This is a genomic window from Haloarcula sp. CBA1129 (assembly GCF_008729015.1).
GTDB lineage: Archaea > Halobacteriota > Halobacteria > Halobacteriales > Haloarculaceae > Haloarcula.
Genome location: NZ_RKSM01000001.1, coordinates 74952 through 101564, shown reverse-complemented (window position 1 = coordinate 101564; position 26613 = coordinate 74952). Strand labels below are relative to the sequence as shown.

At 64.6% G+C, this 26613-nt stretch carries 25 protein-coding genes; 10 read left to right on the top strand and 15 right to left on the bottom strand.

From position 1 onward, the window contains the following. The first annotated feature begins 116 nt into the window (after nt 1-116). Complete coding sequence (locus Har1129_RS00460) at nt 117-1691, top strand: oleate hydratase (RefSeq protein ID WP_151098854.1); 1575 nt, start codon at nt 117-119, stop codon at nt 1689-1691. Here the strand turns inward: Har1129_RS00460 and Har1129_RS00455 are convergent. Beyond that, the gene (locus Har1129_RS00455) at nt 1681-2673 is read right to left on the bottom strand and encodes a transposase (protein ID WP_151098853.1); all 993 of its coding nucleotides are present in this window, start codon (nt 2671-2673) and stop codon (nt 1681-1683) included. The two genes, Har1129_RS00460 and Har1129_RS00455, sit on opposite strands and share 11 nt — an antisense overlap. A gap of 162 nt (nt 2674-2835) precedes the next feature. Here Har1129_RS00455 and Har1129_RS00450 point away from each other — a divergent pair, with 162 nt between their 5' ends. After that, complete coding sequence (locus Har1129_RS00450) at nt 2836-4215, top strand: hemolysin family protein (protein ID WP_151098852.1); 1380 nt, start codon at nt 2836-2838, stop codon at nt 4213-4215. 86 nt (nt 4216-4301) lie between these two features. On the opposite strand, the gene eis is transcribed toward Har1129_RS00450, so the two are convergent. Together eis and Har1129_RS00440 are read right to left on the bottom strand one after the other, a co-directional pair. Continuing rightward, entirely contained in the window at nt 4302-5492 is a 1191-nt protein-coding gene (gene eis, locus Har1129_RS00445; protein ID WP_151098851.1) for an enhanced intracellular survival protein Eis, read from the bottom strand. A gap of 78 nt (nt 5493-5570) precedes the next feature. Then, a complete protein-coding gene (locus tag Har1129_RS00440) occupies nt 5571-6635 on the bottom strand; it encodes a Brp/Blh family beta-carotene 15,15'-dioxygenase (RefSeq protein WP_151098850.1) in 1065 nt (354 codons plus the stop codon). Between the two features lie 149 nt (nt 6636-6784). Here Har1129_RS00440 and Har1129_RS00435 point away from each other — a divergent pair, with 149 nt between their 5' ends. Together Har1129_RS00435 and hpt are read left to right on the top strand one after the other, a co-directional pair. Further along, entirely contained in the window at nt 6785-8308 is a 1524-nt protein-coding gene (locus tag Har1129_RS00435; RefSeq protein WP_151098849.1) for an NAD(P)/FAD-dependent oxidoreductase, read from the top strand. A gap of 118 nt (nt 8309-8426) precedes the next feature. Further along, on the top strand, nt 8427-8975 hold the full coding sequence (hpt, locus tag Har1129_RS00430) for a hypoxanthine/guanine phosphoribosyltransferase (RefSeq protein ID WP_151098848.1): 549 nt from the start codon (nt 8427-8429) through the stop codon (nt 8973-8975). A 19-nt stretch (nt 8976-8994) separates the two neighbouring features. Here the strand turns inward: hpt and Har1129_RS00425 are convergent, their stop codons facing one another. Further along, nucleotides 8995-9297 carry a hypothetical protein gene (locus tag Har1129_RS00425; protein ID WP_151098847.1) on the bottom strand — a complete coding sequence of 101 codons (303 nt, stop codon included), beginning with the start codon at nt 9295-9297 and terminating at the stop codon, nt 8995-8997. Nucleotides 9298-9397: 100 nt separating this feature from the next. Here Har1129_RS00425 and Har1129_RS00420 point away from each other — a divergent pair, with 100 nt between their 5' ends. Both Har1129_RS00420 and Har1129_RS00415 read left to right on the top strand, forming a co-directional pair. Next, on the top strand, nt 9398-9817 hold the full coding sequence (locus tag Har1129_RS00420; RefSeq protein WP_151098846.1) for a disulfide bond formation protein B: 420 nt from the start codon (nt 9398-9400) through the stop codon (nt 9815-9817). A gap of 63 nt (nt 9818-9880) precedes the next feature. Next, nucleotides 9881-10912 carry an aldo/keto reductase gene (locus tag Har1129_RS00415; protein WP_151098845.1) on the top strand — a complete coding sequence of 344 codons (1032 nt, stop codon included), beginning with the start codon at nt 9881-9883 and terminating at the stop codon, nt 10910-10912. Nucleotides 10913-11188: 276 nt separating this feature from the next. Here Har1129_RS00415 and nth read toward each other — a convergent pair whose 3' ends face one another. The 4 genes from nth to Har1129_RS00395 form a co-directional block, all read right to left on the bottom strand. Next, the gene (nth, locus tag Har1129_RS00410) at nt 11189-12025 is read right to left on the bottom strand and encodes an endonuclease III (RefSeq protein ID WP_151098844.1); all 837 of its coding nucleotides are present in this window, start codon (nt 12023-12025) and stop codon (nt 11189-11191) included. Nucleotides 12026-12463: 438 nt separating this feature from the next. Further along, nucleotides 12464-14932, bottom strand: coding sequence for a DUF5059 domain-containing protein (locus tag Har1129_RS00405; RefSeq protein WP_151098843.1), 2469 nt, complete (start codon nt 14930-14932; stop codon nt 12464-12466). 79 nt (nt 14933-15011) lie between these two features. Next, nucleotides 15012-15788 (bottom strand): S-adenosyl-l-methionine hydroxide adenosyltransferase family protein, encoded by a 777-nt coding sequence (locus Har1129_RS00400; protein ID WP_151098842.1) that lies wholly within the window; start codon nt 15786-15788, stop codon nt 15012-15014. Continuing rightward, nucleotides 15788-16354: a nicotinamide-nucleotide adenylyltransferase gene (locus tag Har1129_RS00395; protein WP_151098841.1), complete on the bottom strand. Its 567-nt coding sequence runs from the start codon at nt 16352-16354 to the stop codon at nt 15788-15790. Before Har1129_RS00395 ends, Har1129_RS00400 begins: the two co-directional genes overlap by 1 nt. A 170-nt stretch (nt 16355-16524) precedes the next feature. Between Har1129_RS00395 and lonB the strand changes: the two genes are divergently transcribed. Beyond that, entirely contained in the window at nt 16525-18654 is a 2130-nt protein-coding gene (gene lonB / locus Har1129_RS00390) for an ATP-dependent protease LonB (RefSeq protein ID WP_151098840.1), read from the top strand. Continuing rightward, nucleotides 18655-19476: a CPBP family intramembrane glutamic endopeptidase gene (locus Har1129_RS00385; RefSeq protein ID WP_151098839.1), complete on the top strand. Its 822-nt coding sequence runs from the start codon at nt 18655-18657 to the stop codon at nt 19474-19476. Here Har1129_RS00385 and Har1129_RS00380 read toward each other — a convergent pair. From Har1129_RS00380 to Har1129_RS00370, 3 genes are all read right to left on the bottom strand, one after another. Then, on the bottom strand, nt 19473-19976 hold the full coding sequence (locus tag Har1129_RS00380; RefSeq protein ID WP_151098838.1) for an MGMT family protein: 504 nt from the start codon (nt 19974-19976) through the stop codon (nt 19473-19475). The two genes, Har1129_RS00385 and Har1129_RS00380, sit on opposite strands and share 4 nt — an antisense overlap. Before the next feature lie 16 nt (nt 19977-19992). Further along, nucleotides 19993-20994, bottom strand: coding sequence for a glycerophosphodiester phosphodiesterase (locus Har1129_RS00375; RefSeq protein WP_151098837.1), 1002 nt, complete (start codon nt 20992-20994; stop codon nt 19993-19995). Between the two features lie 117 nt (nt 20995-21111). After that, on the bottom strand, nt 21112-22119 hold the full coding sequence (locus Har1129_RS00370) for a deoxyhypusine synthase (protein ID WP_151098836.1): 1008 nt from the start codon (nt 22117-22119) through the stop codon (nt 21112-21114). A 133-nt stretch (nt 22120-22252) separates the two neighbouring features. On the opposite strand from Har1129_RS00370, the gene Har1129_RS00365 reads away from it, so the two are divergent. Both Har1129_RS00365 and Har1129_RS00360 read left to right on the top strand, forming a co-directional pair. Beyond that, complete coding sequence (locus Har1129_RS00365) at nt 22253-22945, top strand: AzlC family ABC transporter permease (protein ID WP_151098835.1); 693 nt, start codon at nt 22253-22255, stop codon at nt 22943-22945. Next, nucleotides 22935-23264: an AzlD domain-containing protein gene (locus Har1129_RS00360; RefSeq protein WP_151098834.1), complete on the top strand. Its 330-nt coding sequence runs from the start codon at nt 22935-22937 to the stop codon at nt 23262-23264. Before Har1129_RS00365 ends, Har1129_RS00360 begins: the two co-directional genes overlap by 11 nt. Here Har1129_RS00360 and Har1129_RS00355 read toward each other — a convergent pair whose 3' ends face one another. The 4 genes from Har1129_RS00355 to Har1129_RS00340 form a co-directional block, all read right to left on the bottom strand. Then, the gene (locus tag Har1129_RS00355; RefSeq protein ID WP_151098833.1) at nt 23265-23828 is read right to left on the bottom strand and encodes a SprT-like domain-containing protein; all 564 of its coding nucleotides are present in this window, start codon (nt 23826-23828) and stop codon (nt 23265-23267) included. A 4-nt stretch (nt 23829-23832) separates the two neighbouring features. After that, a complete protein-coding gene (locus Har1129_RS00350; protein ID WP_151098832.1) occupies nt 23833-24600 on the bottom strand; it encodes a Nif3-like dinuclear metal center hexameric protein in 768 nt (255 codons plus the stop codon). Nucleotides 24601-24651: 51 nt separating this feature from the next. Further along, nucleotides 24652-25449: a hypothetical protein gene (locus Har1129_RS00345; protein ID WP_151098831.1), complete on the bottom strand. Its 798-nt coding sequence runs from the start codon at nt 25447-25449 to the stop codon at nt 24652-24654. A gap of 130 nt (nt 25450-25579) precedes the next feature. Continuing rightward, the gene (locus Har1129_RS00340) at nt 25580-26551 is read right to left on the bottom strand and encodes an alpha/beta fold hydrolase (protein ID WP_151098830.1); all 972 of its coding nucleotides are present in this window, start codon (nt 26549-26551) and stop codon (nt 25580-25582) included. Between the last annotated feature and the right edge of the window lie 62 nt (nt 26552-26613).

Below are 26613 nucleotides of genomic sequence, written 5' to 3'. Positions count from 1 at the left end.
ACACTAGCCAGCGCGCGGCTATTTCGGCGATATCTCTCCCTCTTATAAATTGCTGTACATATGTTGGCAACGGTTAGGGCTGTGACTTGCGTACCACTACATGACGGTGACTCAATATGACTATCCACCAGCACCCACACGTCACTGACCGCGACGCACACTTCGTCGGGGGCGGTATCGCCTCCCTCGCTGGCGCAGCGTTCCTCATCCGGGACGGCAACATGCCCGGCGAGAACATCCATGTCTACGAAAAGCTGGACGTCGTCGGTGGCGCGATGGACGGGGCCGGCGACCCGGACGAGGCGTACCTCATTCGAGGTGGCCGGATGTTCAATTACCCGACGTACGAATGTACGTGGGACCTCTTCGAGTCCATCCCGTCGCTCGAAGACGATTCGCGGTCGGTCAAAGCCGTGATGGACGAGTTCAACGAAGCGAACCCCTCGTACGCGAAAACGCGGCTGATGCACGAGGGCGAACGAATCGACGCGGGCGAGTACGGACTGACGCGCCAGCACCGGCAGTCGATAGCTCGACTGCTCCTCACGCCCGAACCGCGACTCGGTGATACGCGCATCGAGGAGTGGTTCGACGAGTCCTTCCTTGAAACGAACTTCTGGTACGTCTGGGCGACCATCTTCGCGTTCCAGCCGTGGCACAGCGTCGCCGAAGTCCGACGGTACATGTACCGGTTCCTCCACGAGTTCCCGCGCCTGCACACCATGGAGGGCATCGACCGGACGAAGTACAACCAGTACGACTCGATGATCCTCCCGCTCCGGCGCTGGCTCGAAGACAGGGGCGTCAGCTTCGAGCACGGCCACGAAGTGACGGATATGGACATCGTCCCGTCGCGGACGGGGCGCACCGTCGAGCGAATATACTGTGAGACCGACAGCGGCACCGAATCGGTCCCCGTCGAGCCGTCCGACCTCGTGTTCGTGACGAACGGGTCGATGACCGACGGCTCGTCTATCGGCGGGATGGACGAGGCCCCGGAACTGAACGAAACCGGCGCGTCGTGGGAGCTGTGGAAGTCCATCGCCGAGGACAACCCACAGTTCGGCAATCCGTCGGTGTTCGCGGACAACGTCACGGAGACGAAATGGGAGTCGTTCACCGTCACCCTGCACAACACCGAGCTGTTCGACCACATCGTCGACTTCACGAACGAGGAGCCGGGTAACGGGCTCGTCACCTACCTCGGGTCGAACTGGCTGTTGTCGACGGTCGTCGCCGCCCAGCCACACTTCGCGAACCAGCCGGACGACGTGAAGGTGTTCTGGGGCTACGCGCTGTTCCCGGACCGCGAGGGGAACTACGTGGAGAAACCGATGTCCGAGTGTACCGGCCGGGAAATCCTGCAGGAACTGTGCTACCACCTGCAATGCGAGGACCGCCTCCCGGAGCTACTCGACGACGTGACCTGCATCCCGGCGATGATGCCGTTCATCACGGCGCACTTCCAGCCCCGAGAGCCCGGTGACAGGCCAGAGGTCGTACCGGACGGGTCGAACAATCTGGCGTTCCTCGGACAGTACGCCGAACAGCCGCGGGACGTCGTGTTCACTGTCGAGTATTCGGTTCGGTCGGCGATGACTGCCGTCTACGAGATGCTCGACCTCGACCGCGAGGTCCCCTCGGTGACCAAACACTACCGAGGGTGTCATAGAACTCTTCTCACACCGTGATGAGCGTACTTCCCGGATTGTCTCCGCGTTCGTAGTTGGTGATTGCGACGACGAGACGAAGACACAGGGCGAGAAACACCTGTGCTCGGGCGTGGACGCGGCCTCGGGCGTGCGTTCGCCCGAGGCCGCAGTCCTTGACTGATTCGTTGGTTCGTTCGACTCCAGTGCGGCGGTTGTACGTCTCGTCTAAGGTTGATTGCTTCAGCTGAACGTCCTTGCTGTGTTCCTCAATACGGTCTTCGACCCTGTACTCGATGTCTTTCGGATCGTCGGTGTTTCGCGCGTTGTACGGAGCGACTGGCACGACCCCTGCGGCCAGCAGGTGGTCGTGCCAGTCGAGCGTGTCGTAGGCGCTATCGCCAATCATCCATCTCGGCTTGGTGACGGCGAGCGCGTCACGCGTGACGCGCATCGCCGTCTCCTCTGGCGCTTGTTTGCTCTCGGTGAACTCGGCTGCAATTGGGATCTTTTGCCCGGTCGAGACGATCGTACAGCCGTAGCCGTAGTAGTACTCGTCGTCGGTGGGATCGTAGCACTTCGAAGCGTCTTGATCGGCAGGCATCGCTCTCACGTCGGTCGAATCAATGCAGTAGGTCAAGTCGAGCAGGCCGCGCCAGACGGCCTGCTCGACGAGGTGGTCGAAGACCTTGCCAACGACGTGTTCGAGATCGGTGAGAAAGCGATCGACCGCGTCTCTTGACGGCGGTCGATCGAAGCCACAGCTCAGCCAAACTACCGTGTTCTGAAGCTCCCGCTCAACCGGACGAATGCCGTAGATGTCCTTGTAGTAGCAATGGAGGAAGCCACGCATCAGCTCTGGTGGCTCGTGCTCTCGTGTTCGCCCCGTCTCCGCCGGGGCGAACACGTCGAACTCTGCGAGAAACTCGAAGGAGAGATGCTCAAGCAACGCTAACGTCTCCGTCTCCGCGACATTGAAGAACGACTCTACCGAAGGATCATCTTGCAGGGTCGCTGAGTCCATACCACCTCAGCATTCACCCTGCTCTTTGGTGTGGTAACCGTTCTATGACACCCTGACTACCGGAAACCCAGTGTCCTCGCGGACACTGTTCGCGCCGCGTACCGCTGAGAAGCGACGGCGGTACGGGCGAGTGTATTCCAGCATTTTAGTACAGTGACGGAGATGGGTGTGTATGAACGCACCGACGCTCGCCGCCCGGGGGTTGCGATGGTAAATCTCGTACTTTCGGCGGCACAGCTCGTCTTGGCGCTTGGACTCGTTGCACTGAACGGCTTTTTCGTCGCTGCGGAGTTCGCCTTCGTTCGAGTCCGCGGGACCTCTGTCGAACAGCTCGCCGACGAAGGACAGGCCGGCGCAGGCTCGCTTCAGGCAGTGATGGCGGACCTTGACAACTACCTTGCAGTGACCCAGCTCGGCATTACGCTCGCCTCACTGGGGCTGGGGTGGGTCGGTGAGCCCGCCGTCGCAGCGCTTCTGGAACCTGTTCTGGCCCCGGTACTGCCGGAGAGCCTCCTCCACCTCGTCGCGTTTGCGGTCGGGTTCACCATCATCACGTTCCTCCACGTCGTCTTCGGCGAACTCGCACCGAAGACGTTCGCGATTGCCCAGACTGAGCGGCTCTCGCTGTTGCTCGCGCCGCCAATGCAGTTGTTTTACTACCTGTTCTATCCCGGTATCGTCGTGTTCAACGGCTCGGCCAACGCCTTCACGAAGCTGCTGGGTGTCCCACCGGCCTCGGAAACGGACGAGACGCTCGGCGAGCGCGAAATCCGGCGAGTACTGGCCCGGTCCGGTGAAGAGGGGAACATCGACGCGTCCGAAGTCGACATGATAGAGCGCGTGTTCGACCTCGACGATACCAACGTTCGGGAGGTCATGGTCCCGCGGCCAGACGTTGTGAGCGTGCCGGCCGACGCGACGCTGTCGGATATCCGGGCCGTCGTTCTCGACGAGGGGCACACCCGCTATCCGGTGGTCGACGCCGACGACAGCGACCAGATTGTCGGGTTCATCGACGTCAAGGACGTACTGCGGGCCGGCGAGGAAGGAAACGAGAGCGCGACTGCCGGCGACATCGCCCGGGAGATACCGGTCGTCCCAGAGACGACAGCTATCAACGACCTCCTGTTACAGTTCAGGCAGGACCGCCGGCAGATGGCCGCGGTTATCGACGAATGGGGGTCGCTGGAGGGGATTGCGACCATCGAGGACGTGGTCGAGGCCGTCGTCGGTGACCTGCGCGACGAGTTCGATGTCGACGGCCGCGAACACGCCATCCGCAAGCAAAGCGACGGGAGCTACGATGCCGACGGCGGTGTCCCGCTGTCGACAGTCAGTGAAGCGCTCGGTGTCGACCTCGACAGCGACGCGGTCGAAACCATCGGCGGGCTGGTACTGAGTCACCTCGACCGCGCGCCGGAAGTCGGCGACACCGCCGAAGCGGCCGGACACGAGTTCGAGGTGACGAGCGTCGACGGCACCCGTATCTCGACGATCCGAATCAGCGAGAGCGGCGTTGACGACTCGCCGTCGACTGAGTGACCCGGCGTTCATACTGTCAACGGTACTCTGTGGCGGATTCCACTATCCCAGAATAGCGAATCGCTCGAAGTATACAGCGAACAGGCTCAGAAGAACTCGTCCAGATAGACGGATTCGGGCCGGAAAACGTCCGCAAGCGGCTTGCGAACCGAATCATCGAGTATCTCCAGTCCGGCCAGACGGTCAGCGGCGTCGACGCCGTGCGTGCCGACGGCCAGCTGGGAAAGGGTCGCAATGTCGACGGTCACATCGGCTGCCGAGTCGCTGGCCGGAAGCGGATCGACCGTTGCGGTGCCACCGCTCACGGACAGTTCGAACAGGCCGTCGTTGCGGTCGAGCAATGGATCGCTGACCGAGAGCAGACAGTCGAGGTCGCCGTCGGGCCAGTCGAGGCGTTCGAGGTGCCTGACATCGGTGAGCCGCACCATCGGCCCGGCTTCGACGGTACAGTCGACCGCGCCGGGGTCGTCGACGCGGTGGAGGAGGGCAGCGTCGGGTGGCAACTGGAGCGTGACGCGTTGGATCTGTGCGCCGTGGTTCCCGAGGAACGCGAACAGCGCGCGGCGGGCCTCCTCATCGGCGGCCGCGAAGTTCGAAACCGAGAGCGTGTTGTCAGCATCGTCCGCGACGGTGTACACGACGTACCCCCGGAGTTCCCCATCACATTCGTAGCCGTAGCAGTACGGGCTACCGCCGTCGTCCCAGTCAGCGAGCGTCCGCTTGCGCCACCACGCTTCCGAGCGCCGGAGCGAGAGCGCCGTCCCGGCGGCTGCAGCGGTCTCGACCCGACGGAGTCGTTCCCAGCCGTCGGCGTCGAGAGGGACGAACTGTCCGGCAGTATCGTAGTCCGGGAGCGCTGACGGCGGCAGGTCGAAGCGGCGATAGGTGTTCGCCGTGCCCCAGCCCAGCCGCCGGTAGAACGGCGTCGAAAACGGCCAGAGAGTGACGAAGGTGACAGCAGCCTCACGGTACTCGTGCAATGCGTGCCGACAGAGGTCGGCAGCGTACCCCTGTCCGCGGTGTTCGGGCGGCGTCGCGACTGCGCCGAGGCCGCCGACCGTCACCGCTTCGCCGCGAACGGTCGTGTCGTGATAGTAGAGCTTGCAGACCGCCCGGAGGCTGTCGCCGTCGTAGAGGCCTCGCTGGTCGAACAGCGACGGCGGCCAGTCGTCATCCGTCTCCGACAGCACAGGTCCCCGTTCGGGGGCAAACGCGTACTGAAGCATCCGTTGGCAGGCTTCGCGGTCAGTCGTCGGGACAGGGCGCAACTCGGTCATACCGTCCCGAGTGGTCGCCAGCTACAGAAACCTAGTCATCTGCGGGTCGGTGTCACAATCCTTCGCGGGAGTGGGCCGTCACGGCACGTACCAGATACCCCGGTCACGGTCGAGGACCGACCCGACGACGATGTGGGGTAGCGCGACGATACTGATAAACACGCTCCAGAACGCCACCGCGCCGGGGAGCAGGTCGCTCGTGCCAAGCGGGTTCGGGAACGCCCAGTAGACAGCGACGAGGACGCCGAAGGTGGCCAGCGCCCCGACGACGAGGACGACCCAAGCCCGCAGTGCGACGGTCGAGGGCTCCGCACCGCCGAGCAGGTCCCAGCGCTCGTCGCCGACTGGTTCTTGTTCCACGGACGCTGTCCGCGCCACCTGCCGGGCGGAGTACCAGAACGGGAAGTACAGGCCGACAGCGACGAGGACCGGAACGAACGCGAAATAGGCCGCCAGCAGCACCGACTCCCCCGCATCGACGAGCCAAGCGCGGCTGCCGCCACGCACGTATCCCAGCAGGATGTGCGCCGTCAAAGCGAGGCCGTAGGCGGACCCGACGACGAGCCGGGTCGTGTCGAACGAGCCCGCGTACGGCGATAGCGCGCCGGGTTCGACGAGGCCGACCATCAGTGAACTGAACGCGTGGAACGTCTCCGGCCAGAACACGATGGGGACGAGCATCACTGCCCCACCGCGGACGGCTGCCGCCAGCCAGCGCTGGAACCGAGTCTGCAGGTGCTCGGTGCCGCTCGTCGCTTCCAGCACCTGTAGGCCGCCGAGGCCGCCCTTCGCCATGGCAACGGTCAGCGCCAGCGCGAGGCCTGCAACGGGAGCGGCGAGGAACAGGCCGACGAACCCGCCGATGGCCGCCAGATACACCGCGACGTACCGCCAGCGAAATCCGGGACGACGGCGACGGAGGTTCTCGAAGTGCTCGTAGCCGCCATGCGGGAGGTTGAGCGCGACCATCCCGACGAGGTACACGACCATCTGGGCCCGGAGCGGAACCCTGACGCCGACAGCACCGAGGAGACCGAAGGTGACGGCGAGTACCAGCAGGCTCGCCCGCGAAAGCCAGAGCGACGGATGACGGTCGGCGTCCCGGTGGCGGTTCCAGACGGAGCCCAAGCTGATTGTTCGCATACGGCGACGCTAGGGAAAAGCTCAGTATAAACGAAACAAGCGATTCCAGCGAACTGAGAACGGCCCAGTGAATTAATGATGACGGTGTCTGTTGTGAAGTCCTGAGAATCCGAGGAACCCTTTTTCAGGCATAGTCGCTAGCGGTCGATATGCGTGATGGCCTCCCTCGCGACCGGACGGTGACCGTCGTCGGCGGCGGCTTCGGCGGCCTCTCGGCTGCGTGCTACTTGGCCGACGCCGGGGCCGACGTGCGACTGCTCGAACGCCACGACCGCCTCGGCGGCCACGCGGGCGTTCTCGAACGCGACGGCTTCCGGTTCGACACCGGCCCGTCGTGGTACCTGATGCCCGACGTGTTCGAGCGCTTCTTCGACCACTTCGACCGCGAGCCCGCGGACTACTACGAACTGGAGCGGCTGGACCCCCAGTACCGGGTGTTCTGGAAGGACGGCGACCGCGTGACGATGCGGCCAAACCGCGAGAACGCCCGCGAGGTGTTCGAATCCTACGAGGAGGGGGCCGGCGACGCGCTGGCCGACTACCTCGACACCGCCGAGCGCAACTACGACTTGGCGATGGAGCGGGTCGTCTACGAGGGCCGCGAGCGGTTGCGGGACTACGTCGACACTAACCTCCTCCCGCTCGCGCCGCGGGCGCGGCTGTTCGGGTCGATGGACGACTACGTCAGCCGCTACATCGACCACCCGAAGCTCCGGCAGTTGCTCGAATACACGCTGGTGTTTCTCGGCGGCGCTCCTCACAACACGCCGGCGCTGTACAGCATCATGAGCCACGTCGACCTGAACATGAACGTGTTCTACCCGGCGGGCGGCATCGCCGGCGTCGTCGATAGCCTCGGGTCGCTGGCACAGGAACTCGGCGTCGATGTACAGACTGGGACCGAGATCCAGCACATCGCTGGCGAGGCAGGCGCGTTCGAACTGACCACCGAAGACGGCGTCGTCGGCTCCGACATCGTCGTCAGCAACGCCAACCCCGCCTACACCGAACAGAATCTGCTCGACCCGGCCGCGCGCGACCACAACCCCGAGTACTGGGACGACCAAACCTACGCGCCGTCGGCGTTCATGCTGTATCTCGGTGTCGAGGGCGACGTAGACCCGCTGGCCCACCACTCGCTGGTCCTGCCGACAGACTGGGACGGCCACTTCGAGCAGATATTCGACCGCCCGGCGTGGCCTGACGACCCGGCGTACTACCTCTCAGTCACGTCCAAGACCGACGAAACGGTCGCCCCCGATGGCCACCACGCCGTCGTCGTCCTCGTTCCCATTGCGCCGGGGCTGGACGACGGCCCCGAGATTCGCGAGGAGTACCGCGAGTTCGTACTGGACGACCTCGCCGAGCAGACCGGCGTGGACCTCCGTGACCGTACCGTCGTCGAGGAATCGGCGTGTGTCAGCGAGTTCGCCGACCGCTTTGGCGACCCGCAGGGAACGGCGCTCGGGCTGGCCCACACGTTGTTCCAGACCGGGCCTCTCCGCCCCGGCCACCGCGCCGGGCTGGACGGACTCTACTACACCGGGGCCTACACGACGCCCGGCATCGGGATGCCGATGTGTCTCATCAGCGGCGAACACACTGCCCGCGACATCATCGAAGACAGCCCGTTCGAAACGACGCAGGAGCGCCCGGCCTCGACGGCGGACTGAGGCCGTCGCTCTCGGTTGGTCGTGTGGGCAGACTACCCGAGCCACGGTCCGATACAGTCACTCACACACCACGGCCCGGCCTCGAACAGTTTATTATCTCCCTTCAGGTAACGGAGGCATGGAGAAGCTCCGCGAGTCGCTACACGAGGCCCCGATCATCGACAAGGATGGATACTCCTACCTAGTCCACCCGCTCAGCAACGGCGTGCCGATGCTGGAGCCGGAACTCCTCCGCGAGGTCGTCGTCGGCGTGACGCGGGCAGCCGACCTCGACGTGGACAAGATCGTCGCACCGGAAGCGATGGGTATCCACATCGCGACTGCGCTCTCGCTGCAGACGGACATTCCACTCGTAGTCATCCGCAAGCGCTCCTACGGCCTCGACGACGAGGTCCCGCTGCACAAGACCACCGGCTACTCCGAGTCGGAGATGTTCATCAACGACATCGAGGCGGGCGACGACCTGCTCATCGTCGACGACCTGCTCTCGACCGGTGGGACGATGGCCGCGATCTGCGAGGCGCTCGACGACATCGATGCGAACATCTCGGACATCGTCGTCGTCTTCCGGAAACAGGGCGAGTCGGCGCTCGATGACACCGACTACGAGGTGACCAGCCTGCTCGACATCTCGGTCGATCAGGACGGTGTGACCATCCACGATTGAGGCTGGCCGCTGTAACTGATTACGACTGCTCGACAGCGGCGGCCATGTGCTCCCGCGCTTCCTCGGGCGTCATCCCGCGGACGCCACACGCACAGGAGAGCAGTTCGGGGTCAGTCAGATCATCGACCTCCTCGGCGCTTTCCCGTTCGAGCGCGTCTTCGCTGGCGTCGTAGTCGAAGGTCACCCGATACGTGACCTGTGCCACGCCCTCTATCTGGTGGGACTCGTTCGGGTCCGGGTTCGCGATGGCGTCGGCGTGCTCTTCCTGCATCGCCGACTTCCACTGTTCGAGATTCGCCTCGGGGTCCGAATCGTCGGGCATACGCTGGCTGTCGGCGGCGAGACTGAAAAAGCGGGCGTTGCCGAGCCACCCAAACGCGGGTCTCGGAACGCTTTTTTCGCCGGCCATCGCCGGCTTTGCTGTGGTCGACTCCCGATTCGTCTCCGACCGATCTCAGCTCCTGTTGGCCGCCGCGACTGTCGTCGCCGCCGTTGCGACGGCCGGCAGCCTCTATCTCTCGCTTGGTCTCGGACTCACGCCCTGTCGGATCTGCTGGTATCAGCGTATCCTCATGTACCCGCTGGTGGTCGTCCTCGGCGTCGCCGCCGTCGAGGACCGCCCCGGCGTCGTCCGGACGGCGCTCCCGCTTTCCGTGCCGGGAGCCGCTATCGCCGCGTATCACTCTTGGCTGCAGGTGAGCCAGACGACCTGTGGCCTCGGAGCGATTAGCTGTGCACAGGTACAGTATCGGGTGCTCGGTCTGACCGTGCCGAACCTCTCGCTGGTAGCGTTCCTTCTGGTGTCCGGGCTGGTCGTCGCAGCGTCCACGATGCGGTCGTAGGAGTACCGGACAGCCTTCGCCGGGACCGCGCCTCTTTTTCCGCCTGCCCGACGTGCCCCCGATATGGAGTACACCAGACTCGGTTCGACCGGGACAACGGTCTCACAGCTCTGTTTCGGTACGTGGCGCTTCGGCCGGGAGACCGGCGGCGTCGTCGAGACCGACCGCGAGGAAGCCCACGAACTGCTCGACGCTGCGTGGGAACGGGGCATCAACTTCATCGACACCGCTAACGTCTACGGCAACCCCAACGGGACCAGCGAGGAGTACATCGGGGAGTGGCTCGACGACTACGACCGCGAGGACTTCGTCATCGCCTCGAAGGTGTACTTCCCCTTCGACGGCCGCGGCGAGCCCGGTCCCAACGACTCCGGTCTGGGCCGCAAGCACATTCGCGCCCAGATTCAGGGGACGCTCGACCGCCTCGACACGGACTACCTCGACCTCTACTACATCCACCGCTGGGACGAAGAGAGCGACATCGAGGAGACGCTGTCGACGCTTGACGACCTCGTCCGCGCGGGCAAGGTCCACCACCTCGGCGCGTCGACGATGGCCGCCTGGCAGCTGACGAAGGCGCTCTGGAAAAGCGACGTCGAGGACTACGAGCGCTTCGAGGTGACCCAGCCGCTGTTCCACGCCGGCTACCGCGACGACGTGAAGGACTACCTCGATGTGTGTGCCGATCAGGACATGGCCGTCTGTCCGTACTCGCCGCTGGCCGGCGGATTCCTCACGGGCAAGTACGAGCGCACGGACGACGACGACCCGACAGCCTTCGAGGGACCAGCGGGCGCTCGCGGCTCGCTGTCCGACCGTTTCGAGGACTTCTACCTCTCCGAGCGCGGCTGGCACGTCCTCGACGAACTCCGTGCTGTCGCGGACGAACTCGACGCCACGCCCGCGCAGGTCGCACTCCGCTGGCTCATCGAACAGCCGGACCTCACCTGCGTCCCCATCGTCGGCGCTCGTACTGTCGACCAGCTCGACGAGAACGTCGGCGCGACCGACATCTCGCTGTCCGACGACCAGTTCAACCGCATCGTGAGTGCGCGGTACGGCGACGACGGCGAGCGCTGGGGCCACCGGGAATGAGCGTTCGGTAATACGTTAGAGACCGTTATTTATCTCTGCAGGCAGACCTCTAACAGCCAGAAAGCCCCGCGTAGCTGAACTCGGGGGACTCGCTGCGCGCTTCTTCGCTCCCTTCGGTCGCTCATGTAGTGCTTGCGTCGTCCGCCATCGTTCAGCTACCCGCCCCTTTCAGTCCGACCCAACACAGATTGACCAGCCGGCTACGGGTGGGACTTTCTGAATCTTTGCGGTTGTGATCACTCGGAACGTTCCAGAAAAGACCCAAAACTCGTCTACTTACTCCGCTTCGGCGGGGTCGACAACCTCATCAGCGGCCGGATACACACCGACTTGGTCGCAGTGCCCCGCGAGCGGACACGCGTCGGGGTCGTCCAGACAGGCCGGCTTTCTGGCCGAGCAGTACTCTCTGCCGAACTGAATCATCGCGGTATGTCCGAAGCCGCACTTCGCTGCGGGCACGTCGCGCTCCAGAGACTCGCGGACCGTCTCGTGGTCGGCGTCGGCCGGGGCCAGCCCCATCCGGCGGGCGATGCGGTGAACGTGTGTGTCGACGGGGAAGACGCCGCCACGGCCGCCCGCGAACAGCAGGACGCAGTCGGCGGTCTTCGGACCGACGCCGTTCATGTCGAGCAGCGTCGACCGAACTGCCTCGGGGTCGCCGTCTCGGACGAACTCGTCGAAGCCCGCTTCGCCGCCGTACTCCTCGCAGACACGCTGAGCGAGGGCAATGATGCGCTCGGATTTTTGATTGTAGAGCCCGGCCGAGGAGATGGTTTCGGCGAGTTCGGGCTGATCGGCGTCGGCCAGTGCGCGGGCAAGACCGGTCCCGTCGGTATCTCCCTCGCTGTCCACGTCCCCGCCGCTTCCGTACCGCGCCATCAGCTCGTCGTGGGCCGGCTGGCTCGCCTTGTCGGAGGTGTTCTGGCTGAGAATCGTCCGGACCAAGCACTCGAAGGCGTCCCGGCCGCCGTATGTCTTCGTCCAGTACATTTCACCGAGACGGTCGACGATGGCTTCGGCCCGTGTCCCCGCCGTTTCCGGGTCGAACGTTGCCGATTGGCCGCCGCCAGCGGTCCCCCCGCTGATGTTCTCCGCTGGTTCCTCGTCGCTCATAGTCGGTGTCAAGGCTGGCGGACCCAAAACGCCTGTCCCGAAATACCAGCACCAGTGTCGACTCATCGGACACCAGTGGCTGGCAAGAATCAGTGGTTCCAGCGTGGTCCACGGCGAAGGACCTGAAATGGGGCGTCCTTGGGGCGAGACGCCCACGGGACAGACACGAAAAACTCGTGGCGCGCGGCGACGGGCTATGCCCACGGTGGTCGTCGCCGCGAAAGATGGTCGAAGCTGACAGGTCAGTACACGCTCACGTCCAGACTCTCACCTCCCGTCGGGCGGGGTTTGCGCGGACGACAGGGACGGCAGTACCCGACTCGCTACGGCGACAGATGTCCCGCCTCGATGTGGCCTGTTCGTCCGGCATACAATTATTTAGGTAACCCTAAAACACAAAAAGGCATCGGTTTTTAGGCTATCCAAAAAATAGCGGCGCTACTCTTCGACGATAACGGTGCCGACCATCCCCGCGGCTTCGTGCGGAATACAGACGTAGCCGTGCTCGCCGGCCGTCTCGAACGTGTGGACGTAGCTCTGGCCGGACTGCACAGCCCCGTCTCCGTTCTCCCAGCCCTCGCGTGCGGCCGATTCGCTTTCGAATCCACCGGAGGCCCAGTAGGACGCGTCCTCCGGGATGTCATCTTCGATGGCGGTGACTGAGTGGGCTTCGCCGCCGACGTGTTCCCAAGCGACTTTGTCGCCGACGCTGACGGTGAGTTCCTCGGGCGCGAACGCCACTGCCTCCATGTCGACGACGTGGTCCGCGTCGTCGGGAACGCCCTCGACAACGTTCGGGCCACCCGAAAGCGACGATTCGGTCTCCTCGGACGCCTCGCCGCCGTCGCCCGCGGACCCGCTTGGAGCGTTGTCGACAGCGCCGACGACGGCGAACTGCGCGGTTCGCGTCGCGTCCGCAAACACCGTCGGGTCCGCGTCCCCGCCCGTGAGCCCCTGCGAGTAGTCGTTCAGCGCGGCCTCGAAGTTCTCGTAGGCGTCGTGGTCCGCTTCCTCCAGCATCTCGTGAACTTTCGCCCCCTCGAACGTCGCGAAGACATCCTGAATGACTGCCGCCGCGGCCTCCCCGTTGCCGCCAGCACTCCCGGCGATGGCGTACGCTGCCGCGATGGCCTCGGCGTTGAACGCCGTTGCCGCGGCGGTGACGTCGCCGCCGTCCTCAGCGGCGGAGCGAACATCCGCAAGCGTCGCCTCGAAGCTCTCGTAGGTGTCCTCGTCGGCTTCTTCCAGTGCCTCGTGGAAGCCCGCCGCACCGCTCTCGAAGTGAGCGAAGGTGTCCTGAATGACGGTCGCCGCGCGGTCGGTCTCCGACAGCGCTGCGAGTCCAGCCGCGTCGAAGGCCCGACCGATCATGTAGTCCGCCTCCGCGCCGCTGGCGACGGCCGTCGACAGCGCCCCTTCGAAGTCAAGCAGCGCCTGCTGGACTCCGTCGTGGTGGGTCGCCACGGCCGCACTGTCGTCGTTCTCGTAGGCCGACTGGAGCGATGTGAGGTGTTCCTCCTCGAAGCGGTGGTAGAGGTCTTCGCTCTCGTGCTCCATCGTCTCGTGGAAGCCGAGTTCGTTCTCCTCGAAGCGGGCGAAGACGTCCGAGACAATCGTTGCCGCGCTGTCTGCGTCGCCGAGGCGATACAGTTCGCGGGCGTCCGCGATGCGGGCACGGAAGAACGCCGACTCCAGCGCAGCGCGGGCGTCCTCACCGCCGACCAGCGCTTCGATACCCGTCACGAGGTTCGTATCGACCGTTTCGATGGCGCTGTCGATGCCGTCCGCGTTGCCGTTCTCAATAGCACCGGAGAGGTCCTCCAGCCCGCCCTCGAACGCTTCGTAGGCCTCGCCGTCGGCCTCCTCCAGCGCGTCGTGTGCGTTTGCTCCCTCGAAGTGAGCGAAGACGTTCTCGACGGCCGTCGACGCTGCAGCCGCCGCGTCGTTGGCAGCGAGCCAGTCCGCATCGGCGACGCGGGCACGGTAACTGTTCAGCGTGACCGTGTGCGCGTACGCCTGTCCGGGACCGCCAGCGGAGGCGAGTGCGGCTGCGTCCCAACCGCGGGCCTGCATTGTCGAGAGGTGGCCCGCACCGGCGACTACCTCCTCGGAGATTAGCGCGTACGCACCCGAAACAGTCGCATCGAGCGCGGCGCGAGCCTGTTCGGTGACACTGCTTCCGTCTTCATTGCCCGCAGCGGAGCCGATACCAGACAGTGCGCCTTCGAAGGCCTCGTACGCCTCGCTGTCGGCCGCCTCCAGCCTGTCGTGGACCAGCGCGTCCTCGAACGCGGTCGTCGTCTCTTCCGCGATAGCGGCAGCCCCTTCAAAAGCGCCCAGCGTCGCGGCCATGGCAGCGTTACTCGCTCGGCTGCCCAGCAAGAGCAGGTCCAGCACTCTGGTAGCCTGCTGTCCAGCAGCGGCCTGCTGTGCGGTCTGGAGGTGGCCTGACGCCTCGTCTGCTGCCGAAGCGGCCCCCGACACGTCCCCCTCGGACAGCGACGACTGGACAGCGCCGAGTGCGTCTTCGAACCCCTCGTATGCCGATTCGGACGTGGATTCAAGCTGTTCGTGGGCCCCATACTCACCCGATGCACCTTCGAACCGAGCGAAAATATTCTGTGCGACGGTCGCCCCTGCACCGGGCACACCGGCCCGGCCCAGCGCGACGGCGTCGTACAGCCGCGCCCGGTAGGCGTTCCACTCAGTCGCGACAGCGGTCATCGCTCCGACCGAACCGCCGCTTTCGCCCCCATCGTCGGTTTCTGCAGCCGTTACCTGTTCTGTCGCTGCTTCGGTATCCGCTGACGCCGTGTTCGAGTCGGACGACCCCACCCCGGGACAGCCAGCAAGGAGTCCCGTCGCAGCGATCCCCACCGTCTTCAGCAAATCACGTCTCTGTGGCATACAATCGATTAGGCAGGCCTAAAAGACTTAACAGCACCGATTTTTCGGCGAGCCTAAACTGCCGCGAAATCACACGTCGTCACAGTGACATGGTGACTGTGTCGCCGGCACTGACACCGAACGCCTCGTCGCCGCGACCCCGATTGACCGCGAGTTCGACGTTCCCGTGGCTGCCGACGGTCACGAGTCGCTGGTCCTGATCGACGGCGGCGTAGGCGCGGCGGACTGGAGCATCATGCCCGCTAACGCCGATTGTGTCCCCAAACCGGTCCGCGAGTACCTCACCGGGAATGTTCGTCACAGCGTTCCCGAACTCATCGACGACGAGTATCTCACCGGTCGCTCTGTCGCCCTCGACTGTGGCCGCCGGAAACCGAAGGTCGACGTAGTCGTCGGTCGAGTCAGTTTCGGGCCGTGTTTCGATGTCGTCGACGCCGGTGTCGTGGACGGCCGCCGCGGCTGGCGCAAACACGTCCCGTCCGTGGAACGTCGTACTTGGCGGGTCGTCGTACGCCCAAGTGAACACCTCGAAGGTGTCCGCTGCACCGGTTGCGTTCTCGGCCAGTTCGCGGGCGGCCGGCAGGAGGACGCCGTTGTCGGGACCCACGAGCGCGTGCTCGCCTGCGCGAACCACAAGCGCGTCCCTGTCGGTCCCAACGCCCGGGTCAACGACCACACAGTGGACTGCCGGCGGGAAGTACGGGAGCGTCTGCGTGAGCCAGAAGGCCGCCGCCCTGACATCCTGTCGCGGAAAGTCGTGGGCGATATCCTCGATACGTGCGTCCGTCGCCTGACAGATGACACCCTTCATCGCCGCGGGATACGGAGAGCCGAAGTCTGAACTCAGCGTAATCATCAGTCGTCGAGGTCTTCGAGAGACTTCTCGACCGACTCGTCGGCGGCGGTGTACCGTTCGAGCGAGTCGCTGTCCGAGACGTGCTGGAGCCGCTTGATGCCGTGGATCTCCTCGATGACCTCCACGACAGACGACGGGACGCGGTCGCGCCACGACTCGTCGTCGATCATCCGCTGGCGGATCTCGCTGCCCTCCAGCCGGTCACGGTCGAACATCGGCGACTGGCGAACCTCGATGCCGGCCTCCTCGAACAGGCGGACGACAAGCGGGTTGTTCGAGTAGGCCACGTCGAAGTCCGGACACATACTCTCGACGTGACTCACCCAGACGGCGTTGCGGTTGATGTCCTCAAGGGGCACGACATAGGTCGTCAGGTCGTACTCCGCGACGGCCTTCGTGATCATCATGATCCGCTCACCGGCGGTAAAGGGGTCATGTGTGGTGTGTGAATCGTCGGCGCTTCCGATGCCCAAGACGAGCTCATCGACTTCCTCGGCGATGCGCTCGACCATCGAGTGATGGCCGTTGTGGTAGGGCTGGAAGCGGCCGATGTAGAACCCACGCATATTCCCCAGTGGGTGTGGTGGTTTGATAAACCCGACGACGCGGTACTGCCGGGATACAACCCCGGCCAATTCGGGCGCTGTACTGCGGTTTCAGGGGTGTTGCAACAACCGACACGGGGAGAAAGTATATCAGTCGACAGGCCTTCCGTGAGTATGTTAGCAACGTTTGTATGAGCGACAACACCGACACCGACGCGACTCCCGACCCCGACCGGGAGGCATCCGACGCTGGGGAGGAAGAGGCGTCGACCAACGGGGCCAAACAGGACCCCGACGAACCTGCCTCTGAGCCCTCGGCCGACGAGCCATCCGACCCGCCTGAGGACCGATGGGGCGGCGAGGGAGAAACGTCCGAAACGACACTCGGAAGCGATGTCCAAGTTGACGGCGAGTCCGAACTGGACGGAGACGAGGAGAATCTCCTCGGCGGTCTCGAAATCGATTCGACCGCCGACATCGAAGTACCAGACCGACTCGTCGACCAAGTCATCGGGCAGGACCACGCCCGTGACGTGATCAAGAAGGCGGCCAAGCAGCGCCGCCACGTGATGATGATCGGCTCCCCCGGGACGGGGAAGTCGATGCTGGCGAAGGCGATGTCCCAGTTGCTCCCACGAGAGGAACTGCAGGACGTTCTTGTCTACCACAATCCCGACGACGGCAACGAGCCGAAAGTTCGCACCGTCCCCGGCGGCAAAGGGGAACAGATTGTCGAGGCCCACAAGGAGGAGGCCCGCAAGCGCAACCAGATGCGGACCTTCCTCATGTGGATCATCATCGCCATCGTCATCGGCTACGCCCTGATCCTCGTCCAGCAAGTCCTGCTGGGGATTCTCGCGGCCGGTGTCATCTATCTCGCCTTCCGCTACGGCTCGCGCGGCAGCGACGCGATGATTCCGAACCTGCTGGTCAACAACGCCAACCAGAAGACCGCGCCGTTCGAGGACGCCACGGGCGCTCACGCCGGTGCGCTGCTCGGCGACGTTCGCCACGACCCGTTCCAGTCCGGTGGGATGGAGACGCCATCTCATGACCGCGTCGAACCCGGCGCGATCCACCAGGCAAACAAGGGCGTGCTGTTCGTCGACGAGATCAACACGCTCGATATCCGCAGCCAGCAGAAGCTGATGACGGCTATTCAGGAGGGCGAGTTCTCGATTACGGGCCAGTCCGAGCGCTCCTCGGGCGCGATGGTCCAGACCGAGCCAGTCCCCTGTGACTTCATCATGATCGCGGCGGGGAACCTCGACGCCATGGAGAACATGCACCCCGCGCTGCGCTCCCGTATCAAGGGGTACGGGTACGAGGTGTACATGGACGACACCATCGAGGACGACCCCGAAATGCGACGGAAGTACGCGCGCTTCGTCGCCCAAGAGGTCGAGAACGACGGTCGACTCCCACACTTCACCGAGGAGGCCGTTCAGGAACTCATTCTGGAGGCCCGGCGTCGCGCCGGCCGCAAAGGCCACCTCAGCCTGAAGTTCCGCGACCTCGGTGGGCTGGTCCGCGTCGCCGGCGACATCGCCCGCGCCGAGGACCGTGAGCAGACCGAGCGCGCGGACGTGCTCCAAGCGAAGCGGCGCTCCCGATCCATCGAGCAACAGCTCGCGGACAACTACATCGAGCGCCGCAAAGACTACGAGCTCACCGTCAATCAGGGCGACGTGGTCGGCCGCGTCAACGGCCTCGCAGTCATGGGTGAGGACAGCGGTATCGTCCTCCCCGTCATGGCCGAGGTCAGCCCGTCACAGGGTCCCGGCCAAGTCATCGCTACGGGACAGCTAAAGGAGATGGCCGAAGAGGCCGTCCAGAACGTCTCGGCGATTATCAAGAAGTTCTCCGACGAGGACATCTCCGAGAAGGACGTCCACATCCAGTTCGTTCAGGCCGGTGAAGGCGGCGTCGACGGCGACTCCGCCTCTATCACGGTTGCGACCGCGGTCATCTCCGCGATAGAAGACGTGCCGATCAAGCAGAACCTCGCCATGACCGGCTCACTGTCTGTCCGGGGCGACGTGCTCCCGGTCGGCGGTGTCACGCACAAGATCGAGGCCGCCGCCAAGTCCGGCCTCGATACGGTCATCATTCCCGAAGCGAACACCCAAGACGTGATGATCGAAGACGAGTACGAGGACATGATCGAGATCATTCCCGTCTCGCACATCTCAGAAGTCCTCGAGGTCGCCCTCGCCGGCGAAGCCGAGAAGGACTCGCTGGTCGACCGCCTCAAGTCCATCACGGGCAAGGCACTCGACCACGAGGTCGGCCGGCAGAGCGGCAGTCCGAGTCCCCAATAAATGCCCGAGTGGGCCGCGTTCGTCGGCCTCACGGGGTTTCTTTTAACCGCGCTTCTCGGTCTCGCACGGCTCTCACAGGGAGCCGTCCGGTCCGACGGCGGCGTTTCGTCGGCTGTCGACGGGGTCTCGATGCCCGAAGGAGACCCGACCATCCCGCGTTTCGAGACCCAGCGGGCAGCGGCCCAGCGACGACAAATGCGCGACACGCTGGCCCCGGGTGACCTCTCGACCGGGGCGTTACTTGCCAACGTCGCGTTCACGCAGGGGCTGTTCGGTGTCCTGCTCGTCGCCGGTGCGTTCTACTTCGCGATTCCGGCCAGTGCGTTCGGCATCTCCGCGGACGCGCTCTCGACAGGACTGCCGGCGATGGCCGTCGGCATCGGCGCTGGTATCGGGTTCTGGCTGGGCAACGAACTCGCCGCCGCCGTGGCCGACGGCTTCGGCGTCGCCTTCGACGAGTCGCTGCGGGAACTGCTCGCCCCGGACTCGGCTGGCGGCTGGGTCGTCCTGCTCGGGGTCGTCCTGCCAGTCATCGCAATCGTCGAGGAACTCCTTTTCCGGGCGGCTGCTATCGGCGTCCCCGTCGCGGGATTAGGCGCACCAGCGTGGGCGATGGCTGTCGTCGCCTCCGTCGCTTTCGCGCTGGGTCATGGCGCACAGGGCCGGGCGGGTATCGTCGTCACGGGCACGCTGGGGCTTGCGCTCGCGGGCCTGTTCATCGCGACAAACAGCCTGCTAGCCGTCGTCGTCGCCCACTATCTCGTCAACGCCCTCGAACTGATCGTCCACGAAGGGCTGGGTGTCGACCGGCTCTGGGCCTAGAGGCCCTCGATAGCGCGCAGTTTCTGCTCGACGGGCGGCGGCGCGGCGCTCGGCCCGTCACGAACCCGGTGATCCGGAATCAACAGCGGTACGGGGTTCGCGGCCAGTGCTTTCCGGACCTGTGCTATGTCGTCCTCGTCGTCATCGTCCAAGTCGGGCGTCATCCGCGCGACCTGTGCGACGGACGCGTCCTCGCCGTACGGGATTTCTCTGATGGCTTCCAGCACTGTGCGCTGGTCCGTCGGGACCGTGAGGCCGACGGTGACATCCGTGAAATCGTCCTCAGCCCCTTGGAGATACTCGTCGATGCGGTCAAGCAAGGCGTGGTCCTCGCCAGCGTCGGCCTCTGGCTGGGACGGAAACGACAGTGAGATGATCCGGTCGCCGGCCTCACCCAGCTGGACGTACCGGTCGAGATACGACGACTCACGCGCGTAGATTCCTGCATCCCCGGTCGGTGCTTCCATACTGTCGTTGTCGGCCGGTCGCCCCTTCAACATTCGGCCTCGATGTGCGTCAGTTCTGGGACGGGAGCACGCTGGGGTAATCTGAGATGAGTCCATCGACGCCAGCCCGGACGAGCTCCTGTGCCTGATACCATGTGCTAACCGTCCAGACGTTCAACTCCCGGTCTTCGTCAGCGGCGATTTCGGCGAGGTCGACGTCGCTCAGGTCGGAGTCGATGTAGCCGCTGTCGTTGAAGAATGGCGTTCCCTGAACCATGTTCCGGGGGACGTTCATCGCGGCACAGTCGTAGCGGCGGGTGATCTCAAGCCCCTCCTCGATGTCGTCCCAGAAGAGACAGGCAATGGGAATCGAGTCGTCGTAGTCCCGAACAGTCGCGAGCGCGGCTTCGTAGAACGACGAGACGAGAATGTCGTTGTCGTACTCGCTGACGAGGTCGAGCGCGCGCTCGGTGTATGGTCGCCACAGCTCTCGTTGTGTCGACAGCGTCTGGTCCGGCAACGACTCGGCGAAACGGAGGTCCTGACTGCCGGGGTTTTTGAACTCCAGATTGACGGCGACGCTCGGCGGAATCGAGTCCATGACCGTTTCGAGCGTCGGAACCGTCTCCTCGGTCCCGAGAACGGTCGCGCTGGTCACGGTGTCGGTGTCGGTCTCGAAGACCAGCCCATCAGCGCCGGTCAGGCCGCGCTCGCCCCCGTCGCGTTCTGACAGTCCGTTGTCGTGGAAGGTGACGAGCGTGCCGTCGGCCGTTGGCACGACATCGACCTCGATCATGTCGGCGCGCCGGTGGACCGTCTGTGTCCCCGGGCCGCCGAACGAGGCCGCCTCGACGGCCAGTTCCGTATTCTCCGGGTACGCGCCAGCGAACCCACGGTGGGCGATAAGGGTCGTCTCGCCGGTCATCGCTTCGGACTCGTTGTCATCTGCGTCACTGTTGGTCGTTTCGCTGTCGTCCGATTCCTGACGCGGTGTGCTCCCCACGAGCCCCGCGCTTGCCAGCGCCGCCGCTGAGCCTTCAACGAACGTCCGCCGGCCGAGATACTGTGACATGGCAGATACGGCTGGCAAGCGGTCGTGAAAGACCCTTTATATGAGGGATATATTTTTCTCAGTAGACGTGACCCACATCGGCCGGGTCTGTAGCCGTCTACGTCGAACGGGTCACGATTACGTACTGTGGCGCTCGCGGGCCGCGGCCACGACCAGTGGGAGTGTAATCGTCGCGTCGGCATACACCGAGACATTCCGGGCGTCCTTTTCAAGCTTCCCCCACGAGCGGGCCTCGTCGAGCGTCGCGCCGGAGAGACCACCGGTGTTCGACGGGTCCATCGTCAGCTGGACGGCGTAGTCGTAGGCGTCGGGCGAGACCAGCATCGTCTGGAGGACGTAGTTCTTCGGGACGCCGCCGCCGACGACCATCGCGCCGGCACTGTCGGCCTCGTAGGCGATGTCCGTGATCTGGGTCATGTCCGCGAGCGCGTCGACCGTGAACTCGCTGGTCTGGGAGTACATCCACGCCTGCAGTCCGAGCACGGAGTCCTGAAAAGCCGGACAGTACACCGGCACGTCGTTCTCGTAGGCCGCCGCGAGCACGCCGGCGTCCTCGGGCACGTCCTCGCGCTCGTTGACCTCGCTGTTGGCCCGGCCCAGCTCCTCGGTCATGCGCTGGATCGAGACCGCGCCCTCGTCTTCCAGCGTCGAGAACACTTCGTCGCGGAGGTGGTTCTCGAACAGGGCGAAATGCTCCTGCGGGAGATAGACGTTGTAGATTCGGTCGACACCCTCGTCCCGGAGCGTCTCGTCGTGTTCGCGCTCCGTTTGCCCCTCGGGCGTGACCTCGCCGTGGTGGTGCTTCCCGCCGATGGCCTCGATGCTGTCGTGGGTGCAGTTCGCGCCGGTCGTGACGAGCACGTCGATGTGCCCGTCGCGGATGAGTTCGCTCACAATGGCCCGCATCCCGGTCGGGACCATCGCACCAGCCAGCCCGAAGAACGTCGTCACGTCGTCGTCGAGCATCTCGCTGTAGATGTCGACGGCCTCGTGGATGTCGTTCGCGCCGATGCCGGCCTCACCGTAGCTGTCAGCCAGTTCGCCGACCGTCATCCCGGCACGGGCTTCCGCGTGCCCGATCGGGTCGTGATGGAACGTCTCCCGCTCGTCGGTGTGGTCGCTCATTACCATGGAGTCGAATGGCGTCGGGTTTCAACGTCGTGGTTCGCCGTGACGGTTACGGACTATGTGTCGACATAACATCACATACTGCCACTGAAACGGAGGGCTTAGACGCCCCTACGTTGGACTGGGAGCTATGGATACTGCTGCCTTCAGGCGCGGCGTTCGCGATGTTGCGCCGCTCCTGCTGGGAATTATTCCGTTTGGCCTCGTTGCCGGCATCGCTACCGTCAACGCCGGACTGGGGCTACCGACCGCAGTCGGCCTCTCGGTGGTCGTCTTCGCCGGCGCATCACAGCTCGCAGCGCTGGAGTTGCTCGGACAGAACGCACCACTGACAGTCGTCGTCGCGACAGCCGTCGTCATCAACCTCCGACTGCTGATGTACTCGGCATCGATTGCACCGTACTTTCGGGAGTTCACCGGCCGGTGGAAAGCGGTGCTCGCCTATGTGTTGACCGACCAAGCGTACGCACTCTCTGTCGCCAGCTACCGGTCCGACCGTGAGACGAACCGGAAGTGGTACTACCTCGGCGTCGCCCTGACGCTCTGGGGAGTCTGGCAGGTCACGACCATTGCCGGGGCGCTACTCGGCACTGGCGTCCCGGACGCTTGGGGTCTCGAATTCGCGATCCCGCTTGTCTTCCTCGCGATTCTGGTGCCGGCAATCGAAGACGCAGCGACCGGCGTCGCTGCTGTCGTCGGTGGTACCGTTGCCGTCGTTGGCGCTGGCCTCCCGCTCAATCTCGGGCTGCTCGTCGCAGCCGGCGTTGGCATCACTGCTGGCGTTCTCACTGAATCCGCCGTGGGAGGGACCGATGGCGACTAATTACGGCCCGGTTGAGATAGCCGGCGTCATCGCTGTCATCGGCGTACTGACGTACGCCTGTCGACTCTCCTTTATCGCGCTGTTCGGCCGGCTCGACGAGATTCCGCCGGTCGTCGAACAGGTGTTGCGGTTCGTCCCCGCAGCTGTCCTCGCCGCGCTCGTACTCCCCTCGTTCGTGACACTCGACGCCGGTAGTTTCGCTCCGGACAAGTTCGTCGCCGGCGCGCTCGCAGCAGGTGTCGCCTGGAAAACCGAAGACGTGTTCGCCACGATGGTGACCGGGATGGGCGTCCTCTGGGCCATCAGGTTCTTGCTATAGTCAGCCCAGCTCTAGCGCCGCCCCACAGCAGTCAGACTGGTACTGTTCGCGCTGCTCGATGAGCTTACAGTCCTGATAGCGACGAGCGACGAGGTCGCCACACGCCCCGCAGGTGAGGACGTGCTTCGGATCGGCGAATGCCGGACAATGGACGGCAGTGTCGAGCTGGTCGGCCCGCTCCCGGAAGGCTCGGCCGTGGTCAGTCGTTCCGTCGCGCTGGTACTGTTCGACGTGGATGAGTTCGTGTCGCAGCGTCGACTCCCACTCGGCGCGGTCGAAGGCCGAAAACGCATCCCAAGTCAGCGACACCGTACACGGGAGTGGGCGGCCGTCGCTCCTGTCGATGCTGTCCCAGTCGTACCGGTCGCCGACAGTGGCATCGTCCAGCCTCGGCCGCTTGACCGCGGCGGCTCGGCGCTTGGCGCGATGGGATACCGTCCAGTCGACGAGGTCGAACCGAACCGAGACGCCCCGCTCGCGGCGGACCTGTCGGCAGTACTGCTGCGACCAGTCGATGAGGGCCGCATCCGAGCGAATACCCACGTACGAAACGCTATCGGCCATCGCCTCAGAGACCGGTCGGACAGTCGATGTAGGTCGTCTCCACCCCCCAGTCCTCGGCGACGGTCTGGAGCGACTGGACGCCGAACGTTTCCGTCGCGTAGTGGCCGGCGAGAATGACGTTGAGTCCCTGTTCGCGCGCCTCGTGGAAGGCCTGCTGTTTCCCCTCGCCGGTGATGAGCACGTCGGCGTCTTTCTCGACTGCCTCCTGCAGCCAGTCGACGCCGCTGCCAGTGACGATTGCGACGTTCTCGATAGTCGATGGGCCGAAATCGAGTACCTGAACATCCTGTCCACCAGTATCCAAAATTCCTTTGAGGGTATTAGCTAATTCAGAGACCGTCTGAGGTTCTGTAAGGACCCCGCGCTGGCCGATGTTCTCACCACCCATCGACCCGAACGGCGCGCGGTTGTCGAGGTCCAGCAGGTCCGCGACGCCGGCGGCGTTGCCAAGCGACTGATGGCCGTCCAGCGGGAGATGGGCGACGTACAGCGCGAGGTCGTTGTCGATCAGCGGTGCGACCCGCCGGTAATTGGTTCCGGTCACGCGTTCCATCCCGCCCCAGACGATACCATGATGGGTCACGAGCAGGTCAGCGCCCGCCTCGGCGGCGCGGTCGATAGTTTCGACAGCCGCATCTACTGCGAAAGCGACGTGCTCGACCGGCTGGGTCGCCGGCCCGACCTGCAGGCCGTTCGGGCTGGCGTCGATGTCAGCGTAGGCATCGATGTCGAGTCGGTCGTCGAGACGCGTCGCGATGTTGCCTGCGTTCATAGCGCGGCCTTCGAGAGGGCCGGTGGTATGCTTTTCTCTACTGGCGTCGGGCTACCCGTCCGATTCGACCAACTGGCCGTTTTCCTGCCCGATGAGGCCCCGGTCCACGGCAGCGTCGATGATGGCGTCGAACTGCTCTCCGTCGATGTCGTAGGCGTTGACCGCGACCTCACGTATCTCCGCGCGGTCGACCGGCATCTCGCGGTTCTGGAGCAGGCGCATCACCTTGTTGTACTCCAATTTCGTCAGCGAGGGGCCGTCTGTGCTGCTATCGCTGGTATCGCTGCTGTTGCTGCTGTCGGTGTCCCCGCTTTCCGTCTCGGCTGTAGCCGTTCCTGTGTCATTTGTTTCGGTCGGTTCCGCCGGTCGCTCATCTGGAGTGTCCGCCTTGGACGTTCCCGTTGCATCCGATTCCGCCGTCGAGTTCGCTGGCTCCGCCGAATCCTGCTCCGGGGTTGAGGCCGCTGTCTCCGCCGACTGCACCGATCTCTCTTGGTCGTCTGCGGTTGCGCTGTCGCCGCCCAGTAGCGAGCCGTCGTCGGCCGGCTCGACCACGCTGTCGGTGGTCGTTGGTTCGTCGGCTGTCGTCGTCTCAGACTCCGCCAGTTGTCCCGGCGGCTCCGCAGTCCCGTCGTCGGTAGCCGTCTCCGCCGCGTCGCGGGCGTCTGCCTTCGCCGCCTCGACGGCCGGCTCGACGATAGTCGCAAGCTTCTCTCGACACGTCGAACAGAGCACGACGGTCCCCTGCTTCTCGGCTTCCGGGTCCAGCGATTTCGGGATAATCGGATACTCGGAGAGTGAGACATCGAGCGCACCGCCACAGAAGTAACACGACGATAGCTGGTCCATGCCCGCAAGAAAGATAGCCCGTTTAATAAAACACGTCGTGGCGTATCGGCTCTCAAGAACCGACAGCCTACATCACCGGTCCCGACAGCACTGATAGAACGTGTCTGCAGTGTATGACATTGGATACATTTTACTGGTCGAGAAATGTCCGGACTAGTTCGGCAACAGCATCGTCCGGCTCCAGCCACGGTGTGTGGCCGTGGCCGGGGAGTTCGTGGAACGCAGCGTCGGGCATCTTCTCGGCGACGGGACGACCAACGTCGGGCGGCCAGAAGGCGTCCTCCGTTCCCCAGACGAACTGCGTCGGGCGGTCGATCTCCACGATTTCGTCCCGGATATCAAACAGCGGGTGGGCGCGGCCGTAGGACCCCTGTGCGGTCGCCAGCGACCGCTGGCTTTCCTGTCGCCCTAGCAGGTCCTGCCCGACGGCGAGTAGTTCGTAGACGGCGTCCGGGATGGCCGAGGCGTCGACGACGTTGACCCGCTCCATCGACTGCCTCGCGTTTTCGACCGGGTCACCGCGGTTGAGTAGCCACAGCAACACGCGGTTGAGTCCACGAACCGTCAGGAGGCGAAACGGGAGCGGGAGGTCCCGTGAGACGCCGCCCGGCGCGCCGACCAGTTGCAGTCGGTCCACGCGGTCGTGGTCGATTGCGAGCAGGAACGACTGGAGGCCGCCGTGGGAGTTGCCGACTACGTGGGGCCGCTCGATAGCGAGGTCCTCAAGCAGGTCCAGCAAGTACGTCACCAGAAACGACCGGAGGTCCCGGTCGCGGTAGCTCGGCGCGGCGGAGAGGCCGAGGCCGGGTCGGTCGGGAGCGTACACACGGTACTCGTCGGTAAGCGCCGGGAACAGGGGGAGCCACGTCGCGGCCGGTGTGCCAACTCCGTGAAGGAGGAGCACGGGGTCGCCGTCTGGGTTCCCGCCCACAAGATAATGAACCCGGCCCGCCGCGTCCGTCTCGGTCGCTCTGGACTCGACGGTGAGGTCGTAGTGGTCGGCAAGGCGGGCCTGGGCGTCCGCATAGTCTCGCTCCGCCGGATGGGACCAGTCATCGGGCGACAGCGCGCGGTCCTGCGGAATTGTGGTACCAGTACTCATACGCTGATAGTCTGGTCCCGGGCGTATCAGTATACCGTGGCCCAAGCCTGTGACGGGGCGGG

Coding starts and splice junctions, on each gene's coding strand:
- hpt (WP_151098848.1), top strand. CDS start 8,427: ATGGAGAAGCTCCGCGAGTCGCTACACGAGGCCCCGATCATCGACAAG.
- eis (WP_151098851.1), bottom strand. CDS start 5,492: ATGACCGAGTTGCGCCCTGTCCCGACGACTGACCGCGAAGCCTGCCAA.
- Har1129_RS00340 (WP_151098830.1), bottom strand. CDS start 26,551: ATGAGTACTGGTACCACAATTCCGCAGGACCGCGCGCTGTCGCCCGAT.
- Har1129_RS00405 (WP_151098843.1), bottom strand. CDS start 14,932: ATGCCACAGAGACGTGATTTGCTGAAGACGGTGGGGATCGCTGCGACG.
- Har1129_RS00395 (WP_151098841.1), bottom strand. CDS start 16,354: ATGCGTGGGTTCTACATCGGCCGCTTCCAGCCCTACCACAACGGCCAT.
- nth (WP_151098844.1), bottom strand. CDS start 12,025: ATGAGCGACGAGGAACCAGCGGAGAACATCAGCGGGGGGACCGCTGGC.
- Har1129_RS00380 (WP_151098838.1), bottom strand. CDS start 19,976: ATGTTGAAGGGGCGACCGGCCGACAACGACAGTATGGAAGCACCGACC.
- Har1129_RS00355 (WP_151098833.1), bottom strand. CDS start 23,828: ATGGCCGATAGCGTTTCGTACGTGGGTATTCGCTCGGATGCGGCCCTC.
- Har1129_RS00435 (WP_151098849.1), top strand. CDS start 6,785: ATGCGTGATGGCCTCCCTCGCGACCGGACGGTGACCGTCGTCGGCGGC.
- Har1129_RS00385 (WP_151098839.1), top strand. CDS start 18,655: ATGCCCGAGTGGGCCGCGTTCGTCGGCCTCACGGGGTTTCTTTTAACC.
- Har1129_RS00460 (WP_151098854.1), top strand. CDS start 117: ATGACTATCCACCAGCACCCACACGTCACTGACCGCGACGCACACTTC.
- Har1129_RS00450 (WP_151098852.1), top strand. CDS start 2,836: ATGGGTGTGTATGAACGCACCGACGCTCGCCGCCCGGGGGTTGCGATG.
- Har1129_RS00365 (WP_151098835.1), top strand. CDS start 22,253: ATGGATACTGCTGCCTTCAGGCGCGGCGTTCGCGATGTTGCGCCGCTC.
- Har1129_RS00440 (WP_151098850.1), bottom strand. CDS start 6,635: ATGCGAACAATCAGCTTGGGCTCCGTCTGGAACCGCCACCGGGACGCC.
- Har1129_RS00455 (WP_151098853.1), bottom strand. CDS start 2,673: ATGGACTCAGCGACCCTGCAAGATGATCCTTCGGTAGAGTCGTTCTTC.
- lonB (WP_151098840.1), top strand. CDS start 16,525: ATGAGCGACAACACCGACACCGACGCGACTCCCGACCCCGACCGGGAG.
- Har1129_RS00375 (WP_151098837.1), bottom strand. CDS start 20,994: ATGTCACAGTATCTCGGCCGGCGGACGTTCGTTGAAGGCTCAGCGGCG.
- Har1129_RS00415 (WP_151098845.1), top strand. CDS start 9,881: ATGGAGTACACCAGACTCGGTTCGACCGGGACAACGGTCTCACAGCTC.
- Har1129_RS00350 (WP_151098832.1), bottom strand. CDS start 24,600: ATGAACGCAGGCAACATCGCGACGCGTCTCGACGACCGACTCGACATC.
- Har1129_RS00425 (WP_151098847.1), bottom strand. CDS start 9,297: ATGCCCGACGATTCGGACCCCGAGGCGAATCTCGAACAGTGGAAGTCG.
- Har1129_RS00370 (WP_151098836.1), bottom strand. CDS start 22,119: ATGAGCGACCACACCGACGAGCGGGAGACGTTCCATCACGACCCGATC.
- Har1129_RS00400 (WP_151098842.1), bottom strand. CDS start 15,788: ATGATTACGCTGAGTTCAGACTTCGGCTCTCCGTATCCCGCGGCGATG.
- Har1129_RS00345 (WP_151098831.1), bottom strand. CDS start 25,449: ATGGACCAGCTATCGTCGTGTTACTTCTGTGGCGGTGCGCTCGATGTC.
- Har1129_RS00360 (WP_151098834.1), top strand. CDS start 22,935: ATGGCGACTAATTACGGCCCGGTTGAGATAGCCGGCGTCATCGCTGTC.